The following is a 12,516-nucleotide window of genomic DNA, read 5'->3' as shown; positions in this document are numbered from 1 at the left end:
CCGGTTGGGTCCGCCTGCGGCGGATTCCTTCGTCCTGACACTGATCCGGCGGTCGCTGCAACGGGCCATCCATGGCCCGGTGCAGCTCAATCGGCATCCCTGCCGATTGCCCCCCGAATCAGCGCCAGCACTCAGCCTGCACCTTACGTCGCGTTCTGCGGTTTGACGGCTATTGGGGGAGAAAAGCCCTGTTTGTTTTTGGGTGTACTGTGGCTTGGAGTGTTTGATTCTGATCCTGGATTTTTTGACATTGAGCCGATATTTCCAGTGAACATACTGGCTTCTTCGTGGGCAAACGGAACGCCGCCCGACTGACCTGGATGGCTTTTTTCCGGAAGTTCTGGAATGTGGACTCAATGATCCGCGTGCCCGACCCAGGTCACCTTTTCGCCCCTCGGCGACCCACTTTGATGGGGCCAAAGTGGGCAAAGCCCCAGGCTCCGGTTGGGTCCGCCTGCGGCGGATTCCTTGGTCCTGACACTGATCCGGCGGTCGCTGCAACGGGCCATCCATGGCCCGGTGCAGCTCAATCGGCATCCCTGCCGATTGCCCCCCGGATCAGCGCCAGCACTCAGCCTGCACCTTACGTCGCGTTCGGCGGTGTGACGGCTATAGCGGTGGAGAAGCGCGGTTTGTTTTTGAGTGTGCCGGGCTGGCACTTGCTTTGATCCTTGTTGTAAATTTCCAGTGAACATACTGGCCTCTTCGTGAGGGTTACCGCTGACGCGCGAACTCGATCAGTGCCTGCAAGGTGGGCGGCACATGGTGACGGCTGGAGTAGTAGAGAAAAAACCTGCCTGGCAGGGCTTTCCAGCCTTGCAGAATTTCCTGCAGATGGCCTTGAGCGATGGCGTCTCTAGCCATTTCTTCGTACACGTACGCGATTCCGGCGCCGTCCTTCGCGGCCTGTATCATCATTGCATCATCCTCCAGGATCAGCGGTCCGGTGACGGCCAGGCGCACGGGCTGCCCTTCAGCGAGGTACTCCCATTTGTACATTTTGCCGCTGGGAAAGCGCCTGCCGATGCAATGATGATCAAGCAGCCCATGCGGCGTTTCCGGCAAGCCGTGTCTCGCCAGATAACCAGGGGCGGCGACGGTGACAAACGCCTGGGGCGGTCCGAGGGGAACGGCGATCATGTCTCCAGCCAGGCTCTCACCAAAGCGCACGCCCGCGTCGAACCCTTTGGCGGTGATATCACTCAATCCATCGTCAACCACCAGCTCCACACTGATGCGCGGGTAAGCCGCTGTAAAGGGCGCGAGCATTGGCGCGACAACGAGCCGCGCAGCAGGTCGCGATACGTTCAGTCGCAAGGCACCCGTCGGAACCTGCTGTTTGAAGGCCAGTTCCTGCAAGACTTTGGCGACATCTCCCAGAGCTGGCACCAGTGTGGCAAGCAATTGGTGGCCCGCTTCGGTGGGCGTCACGCTTCGGGTGGTGCGGTTCAGGAGCCTGACGCCCAGCCTGCTCTCCAGTGAACGCATGGCATGGCTCAGCGCCGAGGCTGATACCCCACGCTCATCGGCTGCCTTACGAAAGCTCTGATGCCGAGCCACAGCAGCAAAGGCGTCCAGTTCAGAAAGATCGCAATGGGTTTTCATGAATGATATTCAGCAGCTCAAATACGATTGCCTATCTTATCTTCAGCAACACCTGAACGGATACTTTGCGCATCAATCACCGTGAGGTTTTCATGCAGAAGAATCGTTTGGGTACATCCGACTTGTTGATATCGCCCATCGGAATGGGCACGTGGGCCATCGCCGGACAAGGGTGGGAGTTCAGTTGGGGCGCGCAAGATGACGGCGACAGCCTCGCGGCGCTGGAATATGCGGTGGAGCGTGGCGTGAACTGGATAGACACGGCGGCGGTGTATGGACTCGGTCATGCCGAGACACTGACCGGCCAGCTGCTGCGTCAGGTCCCGGCTTCGCGTCGCCCGCTGGTGTTCACCAAAGGCAGCCTGGTGTGGGAACCAACGACCGGCAAGATCGCTCATTCGCTCGCCCCTGAGTCATTGATGACCGAAATCGAGAACAGTCTGCGTCGCTTGCAGGTTGAGCAGATCGATCTCTATCAGATTCATTGGCCAGCGTTCCCGGCTGACGGGAACAGCGAGGGTATCGAAGATGCGTTGGCCACCTTGGCCCAGGCAAAGGCACAAGGAAAAATCAGGGCAATCGGCGTTTCGAATTTCGACGTTGCGCAACTTGAGCGAGCCCGATCAGTAACGGAGATCGCGTCCCTTCAACCGCCGTACTCAGCGTTGATGCGCGATATCGAAGCTCAGATACTTCCTTATTGTGCGCAGTCTCAGACCGGAGTGATCGCCTACTCGACGTTACAGTCCGGCCTGCTTACAGGAAGCATGACCCGCCAGCGCATCGCACAGCTACCAGGCGACGACTGGCGAAAGTCGCGCAGTGCCGATTTTCAGGAACCACGGCTGAGCAAGAACCTGGCGTTGGTAGAAGTCATGGCCAATATCGGTGCCAGACATGGCGCCAGTGCGGCAGCAGTGGCCATCGCCTGGGTGCTGAGAGACCCGGTAGTCTGCGGGGCAATCGTAGGCGCACGCCGCCCCGAACAGGTGGATGGATTGCTCGATGCGACCAGGATCCGGCTCAGCAAGGCCGAACTGCAAGAGATAGCCCCCCATTTACCCGAGGGCATGGGCACCAACCTGCCAAACAGTGTGACCGGGGATCTTTGATCCTGGCCCTGGCGCTGAACTGGACAGTGCGCTCAAATTCCAGCGCACAGACCGGCCCTTTCGTCAGCAAGCTGACTCCCACAGGTTGATGACGTATGAAGTGCCTGCTCGAGCGAGCTTGCTCGCGCAGGCTGACGGGAAGACAAGACATGGTCTGAGCGTTTCAAGCCCGGTTTGCGCTGACCAGCAGATCAATCCGGAGCGAGACTTCCAGCGTGCAGGTTAAGTTCGCCCATTCAGTCGCTATACAGCGCCTGAGTTCGGCGCAGGCGCATGCGGCTGCCGTTGAGGTGCAGGTACATTGCTGCGCGCGCGGCGTCTACGTTGCCTTCGGCGATGGCGTTGTAGATTTGCCGGTGCTCGGCATTGATGCCCGCGAGGTAGGCGCTTCGGTCGCTCTGGCCGGTGTAAGCCGAATTCATGCGGGTACGTGGGATCAGCTTGGTGCCCAGGTGCTTCATGATATCGATGAGGTAGGCGTTGCCTGATGCCTTGGCGATTCGTAGATGAAACTGGAAATCGGCATTGATGGTAGTTCCGGATTTCTGCGGACCCTCAAGCAACGCGTCGAATGCACGCTTGAGTTCGAGCAGGGCCTCGGGACTGCGACGTTGCGCCGCCAGGCCTGCGGCTTCTACCTCAAGACTGAGGCGAAATTCAAGCAGGTTCAGGACATCTGACACGGTGGCAATGGTTGCCGGACCCACTGAAAAACCTTCGGGTGGTGGCATGTCGAGCACAAACGTACCTACGCCATGGCGGGTCTCGACCAGCCCCGCCGCCTGCATGCGTGACAGCGCGTCACGGACGACGGTGCGGCTCACACCTTCGGCTTCCATGATGTGAATTTCGGATGGCAGCTTCTCGCCACGCTGAAGCACGCCGTCACGCATGCGCTGGGCAAACCGGTCGACCAGTGTTTCAGCCAGGCGTCGATGATTCTTTTGTGAGGAAAGCGCGTTGTCCGACATTGCAGCCTCAGTTCTGTCCAATACGCGAGTATAGGCTGCGATACCGACACAAAACACGCCTTGACTGAGGTTATACTCAGCGCCCCGACACGGACTTGATTTCCCCGCCATGGAACAACCCGCATCTCCCAAAGGCCGCCGGTCGAGCCTGACTCAGCAACTGGTCGCCGAATTCTCGCGAAAGATACGTGAGGGCGAGATTCAAAGCGGCGAAAAGCTGCCTACCGAACAAGTGATCATCCGTGAAAACGGAGTCAGTCGCACCGTGGTACGTGAGGCAATGTCGCGGCTGCAGGCCGAAGGCCTGGTCGAAACCCGGCATGGCATCGGCACGTTTGTGGTCGATTCAACACACCCTGATGACGCCCGCCAGGACGAGCCATCCATCGGTTCGCCCGGTGACGCGGTGTCGATCATCGAGTTGCGCCTGAGTCTGGAGCCGGAAGCGGCTGCTCTGGCTGCGCATCGCCGTACCCCAGAGCAACTGAGTGCCATTCGTCAGGCCCTTGACGAGCTGCACCGCTGCGCTGGCGCGGGACGCGACACCTTGAACGCCGACTTCGAGTTCCATCGGCGCATTGCACTGTGTACCGCAAACAGTTTCTTCACTGACGCCATGAACCAACTGGGCAGCAGCATCCTGCCGCGGACCCGTAGCGGGTTCGGCAATATCGCGTCCATGCAGGTCGAAGACGATCCAGCTACCCAGCAGCGCGAGCAGGAGCAGATTTTCGAGGCCATCGCCCATCAGGACCGCGATGCGGCGCGAGCAGCAATGCGCCTGCATCTGATCAACAGCCTGCAGCGCCACCATGCAAAGCATTAGCCACCCAAACCCTTATCGTTTACCATGCCGCCCGTCGGTTTCCGAGAGGAACTAACAGGGAATTCGCAGGCGTCGCGAGAACGTGACCCAAACGAAACTGCCCCCGCAACTGTAGGCATCGAGCCTGCCCCATGACTGCCACTGGACACGCTCCGGGAAGGCCGGGGCCAGGCGATGACATGCCAGTCAGGAGACCTGCCGACCCGTTGCAGACCACTAACCGGCGGGGTGTCCGGGAAGGACATCCTGAGCGCGGCATACCTTTGCTGTGCCCTGCCCTCTATCGCGGCCGGGGTGTATTTTCCTGATATGCATTGCGCCTCGAACCCGTTCGAATGGAGATCGCATTTCATGTCGCTGCCCCGCCTTGCCGTTCTTGCTGCCTGCCTGAGCCTGCCCCATCTGGCATTGGCTGCGCCCACGCACTACCCCCTGACGATTGAAAACTGCGGCTATCCGCTGACATTTGCGCATGCGCCGCAAAAAGCCGTGACCATCGGTCAGTCCGGAACTGAAATGCTCTACGAGCTGGGCCTGGGCGACAAACTGGTGGGCACATCACTGTGGTTCAACGACGTGCTGCCGCGCTTCAAGGCCCAGAACGACAAGGTCGAGCGCCTGGCCGACAACGACCCAAGCTTTGAGGCCGTGATTGGCAAGCGCCCACAACTGGTAGCCGTTCAGTTGGAATGGATGGTCGGCAAACAGGGCGTGGTCGGCACTCGCGAACAGTTCCATGATCTGAAGATCCCGACCTACCTGATGCCTTCGGATTGCGAAGGCAAGGACAATCTGGTCGGCGCAGACGGTACCCGCCTCGAACCGTTCCGCATCGACACCATTTACAAAAGCATCGAGCAGCTGTCGCAGATCTTCGACGTGCAGGACCGGGGCGATGCGCTGGTCGCTGGCCTCAAGGCGCGATTGGCAGCCGCCATCGCCAATGTCAGCCAGAATCAGTCCAGGGATGTGTCTGCAGTGTTCTGGTTCTCCAGTTCGGACCTCGCGAGCGACCCTTATGTAGCAGGCCGCAAAGGCATACCGGACTTCATGCTCAACAGTCTGGGCATGCGCAACATCGTCAAGTCCGACGAAGAATGGCCAACCGTGGGTTGGGAAACCATCGCCAAGGCCAATCCGAGCATTCTGGTCATCGCGCGCATGGACCGTCGCCGCTTCCCGGCCGATGATTACCTGAAGAAAATCGAATTTCTCAAGGCGGACCCCGTCACCCGCAATATGGACGCGGTGAAGCACAACCGGATCGTGATTATCGACGCCGATGGCATGCAGGCCAGCCTGCGTCTGTTCAGCGGTATCGAAGAACTCGCCAACGCCGCCAATCGCTTCAACGCCGCGCAGTGAAAAGTTCGGTAGCGCTGGGCCATGCGCTCTGGGTCTCGGTAGTACTGGTGCTGGCGGTGATCGCTGGTGCCGCCATTGGCGAGACTTCGATCAGCATGGAGGTGGTGTTTCAGGTCCTCGCCAACAAACTGTGGGCCGCGGGCTACGTGCTTGACCCCATCGATGAAGGCATCGTCTGGAACTACCGATTGACCCGCGCGATTGTGGCCGCCGCCTGCGGGGCCGGGCTGACCATCAGCGGCGTGGTGTTGCAGTCGCTGTTGCGCAACCCGCTGGCCGATCCCTACCTGCTGGGCATCTCCGCGGGGGCATCGACCGGCGCGGTGCTGGTGGCGATCATGGGCTTTGGTGCCGGTGCCATCTCCATGTCGGCGGGCGCTTTCACCGGTGCTCTGATGGCGTTTTCACTGGTTGCCCTGCTCGCCCATTCTTCGCGTGGCACCACGGCAGCCGGGCAGATCATTCTGGCGGGCATCGCCGGTTCGCAGCTGTTCAACGCCCTGACCTCGTTCCTGATCACCAAGTCCGCCAGCTCCGAGCAGGCGCGCGGCATCATGTTCTGGCTACTGGGCAACCTCAGCGGCGTGCGTTGGCATTCAGTCTGGCTGGCGGTCCCAGTGGTACTGGTCGGCCTGCTGGTGTGCCTGTGGCATCGACGCGCGCTGGATGCCTTTACTTTCGGCAGCGACTCGGCGGCCTCGCTGGGGATTGCAGTGCGACGGGTGCAGATCATCTTGATCGCCACGGCAGCGCTGGTCACCGCCGTGATGGTCTCGCTGGTGGGTTCGATCGGCTTTGTCGGGCTGGTCATTCCGCACGCCGTACGGATGCTGGTGGGCGTGCGCCACACTCGACTGCTGCCTCTGAGTGCGCTGAGCGGCGCACTGTTTCTGATTGCTGCCGACGTGCTTTCACGGACGTTGATCAAGGGTCAGGCGCTGCCGATCGGGGTGATTACGGCGCTGATCGGCGCGCCGGTTTTCGCGCTGATTCTCATCCGGGGGAACCGCAGTCGATGAACGCCGTCTCGTCTGCTGTCAACGCCCCGACACTCAGTTGCACAGGACTCGGCTATGCGGTCAGAGGTGCAACCCTTCTGCGCGACGTCGAGCTGTGCATCGCGCCGGGTGAAACGCTGGCCGTCGTCGGTCCCAACGGTTCAGGCAAATCCACCCTGCTCAAGCTGCTCTCGGGTATTCAGAAGCCTGCCAGTGGCAACGTCATGCTCGGCGAGCGCGCGCTGACGCAGATGAGCCGCCGCGACATTGCTCGCGTGCTCGCAGTGGTCGAGCAACAGGCCGAGACCAGCGATGCAGTCACCGTACTCGGCGCGGTCGAATTGGGCAGAACACCCTGGCTGTCAGCGCTGGCGCCATGGAGCGAGGCCGACGACACGATAGTTCGACAAGCGCTGCGTGACGTCGACATGTTGCACCTGCTCAACCGCGCATGGCATACGCTGTCGGGTGGCGAGCGACAACGCGTGCACATCGCCAGAGCGCTGGCGCAACGACCGGGCATTCTGCTGCTGGACGAACCCACCAACCATCTGGACATCCAGCATCAGTTGACGATTCTCGGGCTGGTAAAGGCGCTGCCGGTGACCACGGTCATTGCCCTTCACGACCTGAATCAGGCACTGGACTGCGACAGGGTCGCGGTGATGGAGAAAGGCCGCATGGTGGCACTGGGTGCGCCGGGCGATGTGCTGACGCCTGAGCGGCTGCTCGAAACGTTCGGCGTGATCGGCCACTGGCTGACGGACCCTCTCGACGGCACCCGTTTTCTGCGCTTGCGCCAACACCTGAAATAGCACCGACAGTCAGTAATTGTGCCCGGCGCGCTCAGCAAAGGTGCGCCGCGCGGCCAGTGACACTACAATGCGCGCTTTGCCCGCGTCGGATCTCGTTGCCATGTCCTTACCCAAACACCATCTGGAACTGCTCAGCCCTGCCCGGGATGTCAGCATCGCCCGTGAAGCCATTCTGCATGGCGCCGACGCGGTGTACATCGGCGGGCCCAGCTTTGGTGCCCGGCACAATGCCTGCAACGAGGTCAGCGACATCGCCGAGCTGGTGACATTCGCCCACCGCTACCATGCGCGAATCTTCACCACCATCAACACCATCCTGCATGACGACGAGCTGGAGCCAGCCCGAAAGCTGATTCATCAGCTCTACGACGCAGGCGTTGATGCGCTGATCGTCCAGGACCTCGGGGTCATGGAACTGGACATTCCGCCCATCGAACTGCACGCCAGCACGCAAACCGATATCCGCACGCTGGGGCGCGCCAAATTTCTCGATCAGGCCGGTTTTTCCCAGCTGGTACTGGCTCGTGAGCTGAATCTGCAAGAGATCCGCGAAATCGCAGATGCCACCGATGCGGCCATCGAGTTCTTCATTCACGGCGCGCTGTGCGTGGCGTTTTCCGGCCAATGCAATATCTCGCACGCCCAGAACGGTCGCAGCGCCAACCGTGGCGACTGTTCACAGGCGTGCCGTCTGCCTTACACGCTCAAAGACGATCAGGGCCGCGTTGTTGCGTTCGAAAAGCACCTGTTGTCGATGAAGGACAACAATCAGAGCGCCAACCTGCGCGCGCTGGTCGATGCTGGTGTGCGCTCGTTCAAGATCGAGGGCCGTTACAAGGACGCGAGTTATGTGAAAAACATCACCGCCTACTACCGCCAGCGTCTGGACGAGATCCTGGAAGACCGCACCGACCTTGCACCGGCTTCCAGCGGCCGTACAGCGCACTTCTTTGTACCGGACCCGGAAAAGACCTTTCACCGCGGCAGCACCGACTATTTCGTCAGCGACCGCAAGATCGACATCGGCGCGTTCGACACGCCGACCTTTACCGGCCTGGCAGTCGGTACGGTCGAGAAACTGGGCAAACGCGACCTGATCGCCGTTACTCACGAACCTCTGTCCAACGGCGACGGCCTCAATGTGCTGATCAAGCGCGAAGTAGTGGGTTTCCGCGCCAACATTGCCGAGCTCAAGGGCGAGTTCGAAGAAGACGGTCAGAAGCGCTGGCGCTATCGCGTCGAGCCCAACGAGATGCCCGCCGGTCTGTCTCGCCTGCGTCCTGACCATCCGCTCAACCGTAACCTGGACCACAACTGGCAACAGGCCCTGCTCAAGACTTCTGCAGAACGCCGTATCGGTATCCAGTGGCAAGTCTCCCTGCGCGAAGAACGTCTGGACCTGACCGCAACCAGCGAAGAAGGCGTGAGCGTTGACGTACACTTGGACGGACCGTTTGGAGCAGCCAACAAGCCCGAGCAGGCGCTGGATCAATTGCGCGACCTGTTGAGCCAACTGGGCACCACGCTCTATCACGCTCAGGACATCCGACTGGACGCGCCTCAGGCGTTTTTCGTACCCAACTCCCAGCTCAAGGCACTGCGCCGTGATGCTATCGAAGCGCTGACCGAGGCGCGTGTAAAAGTGCATCCTCAAGGCGGTCGCAAGGCTGAGACCACCCCGCCACCGGTCTACCCGGATTCGCATCTGTCATTTTTGGCCAACGTCTACAACCAGAAGGCACGAGACTTCTATCATCGCCATGGCGTAAAGCTGATCGATGCAGCCTACGAGGCCCATGAAGAAACCGGTGAAGTGCCGGTGATGATCACCAAGCACTGCCTGCGCTTCTCGTTCAACCTGTGCCCCAAGCAGGCAAAAGGTGTGACGGGCGTGCGCACCAAGGTCGCGCCGATGCAGCTGGTGCATGGCGATGAAGTGCTGACGCTGAAGTTTGATTGCAAGCCGTGCGAGATGCATGTGGTGGGCAAGATGAAGGGGCATATTCTCGACCTTCCGCTGCCTGGCAGCGCGGCGGCCAAATCAGTGGTTGGGCATATCACGCCGGAAGACCTGATGAAAACCGCACGCCAGCGCCCTTCGCGCTGAGTCCCCAATGGAGCAGGCCAGCCAGCCTGCTCCATTCCTGCAACGGCATTGCTCGTTCACGCCACCTTGAAACGACTGACCAGTTCCTGCTGATGCTCGGCCAGCCGTGCCAGTTCGAGGCTCGTCGAGGCAGTCTGCTCAGCTCCGGCGCTGACCTGGATCACCATGTCATTGATATCGGTGACATTACGATTGATGTCCTCGGCCACAGACGTCTGCTCTTCCGCTGCCGAGGCAATCTGCAGCGTGCGGTCACTGATGTTGGCCACACCCTCGGCAATCTCTGCCAGAAAGGTACCGGCACGCACAATATTGCGCGCACCCTCCTGAGCCTTGTCGAGCGTCTGCTGCATTGAAGTAGTGGCGCGATCAGCGCCGGTTTGCAGGTTGGTGATCATCTGCTGGATGTTGCCAGTGGATTCCTGAGTCTTCTGCGCAAGGGTGCGCACTTCCGAGGCAACCACGGCAAAACCGCGCCCATGATCCCCTGCCCTTGCTGCCTCGATGGCCGCGTTCAAGGCCAGCAGATTGGTCTGCTCGGCAATCCCGCGAATGACTTCCAGCACCGAAGAAATCGCGTCACTTTCGTGCTTGAGCTCAGCAATGATCCCGGAGGTCTGCTCTGCCTGACCCGAGAGCTCCTGAATCAGCACGATGGTGCTGTCAATTTCGGCTCGGCCTTCATGGGTACTTTGATTGACCTGCTGGGATGCCTGCGCAGCGTCAGTGGTGCTGCGCGCCACGTCCCGGACCGTTGCGCTCATTTCATTGATAGCGGTTGCTACCAGTTCGGTTCCCTGCCGCTGCTGTGCCAGGCTCTTGCTGGTTTGCAGGGTCACTGCCGAGCACTCTTCAGCCGCCGTGGCCACCTGAGCGGTTGCGCTGCCGATCTCCTGCATGATGTCCTTGATTTCATGCGCCATGGCATTGAGGTTGTCTGCGATCTGGCCGAACTCATCCTTACCCTGATACTCGGACCTGGCCGTCAGGTCTCGGCGTGACAGCGAAAGCAAAGTGCGATTCACATCACGACTGCGAAGTTGATGTTGCGAATGATCAGCCAGGACAACGTGAACACTGCCAATAAAGCGCCGATGACCGCGCCCAGGGTCACCCAAAGATTGCGGCTGGCATCATCGCGTGCCTGCGCCGCCAGGTTGCCGACGTCCTGACTGAGCGCGGTCTCGACTTCGCCCATCAGGTCGATGCGCCGGGTCGCGAACTCGAACCAGGCCTCGGGCTTGACCCCCAGCGCCTCACCCAGCGGTTTTTCGACTGCCAATCGTTGCAGCTTGCCGACTTCAAGCGCTGCAGCATCCTGTAACTTGCCGTCGAGCAGTTTCAGGAACGGTTCGGAAGCCTGACGGCGAAAACCGTCGGAGTAGGCAGAGAACTCGCCCAGATTGCGACTGAAGCGCGACAGCAGTGCGGCATCAAAACGATCCTGGGTGAACACGATGCCGAGAATGAAACGCTCACGCCCTGCCCGCTCTTTCATCTCGATGAACTGGTTGAGTGCCGCCAGGGCATGAATCAGTGGTACATCATTGACGCTGGCCTCAAGCACGTGGGTATAGCCAATCAACGTCTGGAGCATTTCGGTGTAACGCGCGCCAGACTCGGTACCGTTGATGGCCAACTGATCGACCTGTTCCCGCGTGGGTTTGAGGCGCTCAAGCGCACCCAGCACCTTGGCAATCTGCGGATTATTGGTTGCGGGTATGGCACGTACGGCGCTGGCGGACGCATCGCTGTCGGCGCGCATGGTCTGCAGCCTGTCGCGCATCGACTGTCCTTTGCTGCCGATGAACACGCCGCTGGCGCCTCGCTCGCGCTGCAGGGCCGTAATCAACTGGCTCAGTTTCTGTGCGTCGGCACTGGCCGTGACCGCGCCTTTCATGTCTTCCAGAGTCTTGTAGCTATCGACCACATACAGAGCCGCAAACCACAGGAAACCCAGCAAGGGGAACAGCAGAATCATCAGGAGTTTGAGCCGCAAAGGAGCGTTTCCAAGCATAATCCATCAAGCCTCTTTCATGACCGCTGCGCAATGGCGCAAGCGTATCGATGCGTCCGGCTCAGACTGAATCGACCATCCCGATTCTATTTGGCCATCACCCGCTTTAATGGCTATGCAGTTTTCTTGCCCAGACTATGCGACTGAATAGGCTTTGCGACGAACGCACTCCATATGCGTGGTTTGCCATACCGGGTCGTTCTCCACGTCGATGACGCAGAACCCTTGCTTCTCCCAGAAGCGGATTGCGCCGGGCAGAAAGGGATGCGTGTGCAGGTACAGCACTTCTACGCCCTCGGCGTCAGCATGTGCCCAAAGTGCCTCGCACAAGCGGCTGGCAAGCCCGTCGCCTCTGTACGATGGCAGTACATACAGCCGGACAATTTCGACTGTCCTGCGGCCTGCGTAGTCGAGTTGCGCAAAACGGTGGTCGTACGGCAGATAGCCAACGGCAGCGATGATCCGACCGTCGTGGCGGGCAATCAGAAACTTGCCGTCCTGACCCTCTATAAAGACGCGTTCAAAACCAGCCAGGTCGGCAGGAACAACAGCGGCGTCAAGCAGCGGGAATATCTCGGCCCTGGCAGACATGACAAACTCGACGGTCTGTTCGATTTCGCTGGGGAGCACTTCGGTAAAACGGATATTCATGGCGGCTTACCTGACTGGGGCCTGCAGATTAATACACTTGCTGCGCCGG

At 60.1% G+C, this 12,516-nt stretch carries 11 protein-coding genes and 1 riboswitch; of the genes, 6 read left to right on the top strand and 5 right to left on the bottom strand.

The window, feature by feature from the left end:
- Window positions 1–714: 714 nt before the first annotated feature.
- The gene (locus tag KDX37_RS22070; protein WP_231655148.1) at window positions 715–1,605 is read right to left on the bottom strand and encodes a LysR family transcriptional regulator; all 891 of its coding nucleotides are present in this window, start codon (window positions 1,603–1,605) and stop codon (window positions 715–717) included.
- Between the two features lie 92 nt (window positions 1,606–1,697).
- Between KDX37_RS22070 and KDX37_RS22065 the strand changes: the two genes are divergently transcribed.
- Window positions 1,698–2,717: an aldo/keto reductase gene (locus KDX37_RS22065; RefSeq protein ID WP_231655147.1), complete on the top strand. Its 1,020-nt coding sequence runs from the start codon at window positions 1,698–1,700 to the stop codon at window positions 2,715–2,717.
- 236 nt (window positions 2,718–2,953) lie between these two features.
- Here KDX37_RS22065 and KDX37_RS22060 read toward each other — a convergent pair whose 3' ends face one another.
- A complete protein-coding gene (locus tag KDX37_RS22060; RefSeq protein ID WP_231655146.1) occupies window positions 2,954–3,688 on the bottom strand; it encodes a FadR/GntR family transcriptional regulator in 735 nt (244 codons plus the stop codon).
- 109 nt (window positions 3,689–3,797) lie between these two features.
- On the opposite strand from KDX37_RS22060, the gene KDX37_RS22055 reads away from it, so the two are divergent.
- The 5 genes from KDX37_RS22055 to KDX37_RS22035 all read left to right on the top strand — a co-directional run bounded on the left by KDX37_RS22055 (window position 3,798) and on the right by KDX37_RS22035 (window position 9,799).
- On the top strand, window positions 3,798–4,514 hold the full coding sequence (locus KDX37_RS22055; RefSeq protein WP_231655145.1) for a FadR/GntR family transcriptional regulator: 717 nt from the start codon (window positions 3,798–3,800) through the stop codon (window positions 4,512–4,514).
- 18 nt (window positions 4,515–4,532) lie between these two features.
- Window positions 4,533–4,731: riboswitch (cobalamin riboswitch) on the top strand.
- Window positions 4,732–4,865: 134 nt separating this feature from the next.
- Complete coding sequence (locus KDX37_RS22050; RefSeq protein WP_231655144.1) at window positions 4,866–5,879, top strand: ABC transporter substrate-binding protein; 1,014 nt, start codon at window positions 4,866–4,868, stop codon at window positions 5,877–5,879.
- Window positions 5,876–6,898: a FecCD family ABC transporter permease gene (locus KDX37_RS22045; RefSeq protein ID WP_231655143.1), complete on the top strand. Its 1,023-nt coding sequence runs from the start codon at window positions 5,876–5,878 to the stop codon at window positions 6,896–6,898. The genes KDX37_RS22050 and KDX37_RS22045 overlap by 4 nt, the downstream gene beginning before the upstream one ends.
- Window positions 6,895–7,692, top strand: a complete 798-nt coding sequence (locus tag KDX37_RS22040; protein ID WP_231655142.1) for an ABC transporter ATP-binding protein — start codon at window positions 6,895–6,897, stop codon at window positions 7,690–7,692. Before KDX37_RS22045 ends, KDX37_RS22040 begins: the two co-directional genes overlap by 4 nt.
- Before the next feature lie 100 nt (window positions 7,693–7,792).
- Entirely contained in the window at window positions 7,793–9,799 is a 2,007-nt protein-coding gene (locus KDX37_RS22035; RefSeq protein WP_231655141.1) for a peptidase U32 family protein, read from the top strand.
- 56 nt (window positions 9,800–9,855) lie between these two features.
- Here KDX37_RS22035 and KDX37_RS29860 read toward each other — a convergent pair whose 3' ends face one another.
- The 3 genes from KDX37_RS29860 to KDX37_RS22025 all read right to left on the bottom strand — a co-directional run bounded on the left by KDX37_RS29860 (window position 9,856) and on the right by KDX37_RS22025 (window position 12,467).
- Window positions 9,856–10,824, bottom strand: a complete 969-nt coding sequence (locus KDX37_RS29860; protein ID WP_406643077.1) for a methyl-accepting chemotaxis protein — start codon at window positions 10,822–10,824, stop codon at window positions 9,856–9,858.
- On the bottom strand, window positions 10,821–11,816 hold the full coding sequence (locus tag KDX37_RS29855; RefSeq protein ID WP_406643074.1) for a nitrate- and nitrite sensing domain-containing protein: 996 nt from the start codon (window positions 11,814–11,816) through the stop codon (window positions 10,821–10,823). Before KDX37_RS29855 ends, KDX37_RS29860 begins: the two co-directional genes overlap by 4 nt.
- Window positions 11,817–11,951: 135 nt before the next feature.
- A complete protein-coding gene (locus KDX37_RS22025) occupies window positions 11,952–12,467 on the bottom strand; it encodes a GNAT family N-acetyltransferase (RefSeq protein ID WP_231655140.1) in 516 nt (171 codons plus the stop codon).
- Between the last annotated feature and the right edge of the window lie 49 nt (window positions 12,468–12,516).

Source organism: Pseudomonas californiensis, assembly GCF_021147775.1.
GTDB lineage: Bacteria > Pseudomonadota > Gammaproteobacteria > Pseudomonadales > Pseudomonadaceae > Aquipseudomonas > Aquipseudomonas californiensis.
The sequence above is the reverse complement of the archived record's forward strand: the minus strand, read 5'-3'. Positions and strand labels throughout refer to the sequence as shown.

Bases quoted from the DNA above. Each gene is read 5' to 3' on its own strand.
- KDX37_RS22070 (WP_231655148.1), bottom strand. From the start codon at position 1,605: ATGAAAACCCATTGCGATCTTTCTGAACTGGACGCCTTTGCTGCTGTG.
- KDX37_RS22065 (WP_231655147.1), top strand. From the start codon at position 1,698: ATGCAGAAGAATCGTTTGGGTACATCCGACTTGTTGATATCGCCCATC.
- KDX37_RS22060 (WP_231655146.1), bottom strand. From the start codon at position 3,688: ATGTCGGACAACGCGCTTTCCTCACAAAAGAATCATCGACGCCTGGCT.
- KDX37_RS22055 (WP_231655145.1), top strand. From the start codon at position 3,798: ATGGAACAACCCGCATCTCCCAAAGGCCGCCGGTCGAGCCTGACTCAG.
- KDX37_RS22050 (WP_231655144.1), top strand. From the start codon at position 4,866: ATGTCGCTGCCCCGCCTTGCCGTTCTTGCTGCCTGCCTGAGCCTGCCC.
- KDX37_RS22040 (WP_231655142.1), top strand. From the start codon at position 6,895: ATGAACGCCGTCTCGTCTGCTGTCAACGCCCCGACACTCAGTTGCACA.
- KDX37_RS22035 (WP_231655141.1), top strand. From the start codon at position 7,793: ATGTCCTTACCCAAACACCATCTGGAACTGCTCAGCCCTGCCCGGGAT.
- KDX37_RS29855 (WP_406643074.1), bottom strand. From the start codon at position 11,816: ATGCTTGGAAACGCTCCTTTGCGGCTCAAACTCCTGATGATTCTGCTG.
- KDX37_RS22025 (WP_231655140.1), bottom strand. From the start codon at position 12,467: ATGAATATCCGTTTTACCGAAGTGCTCCCCAGCGAAATCGAACAGACC.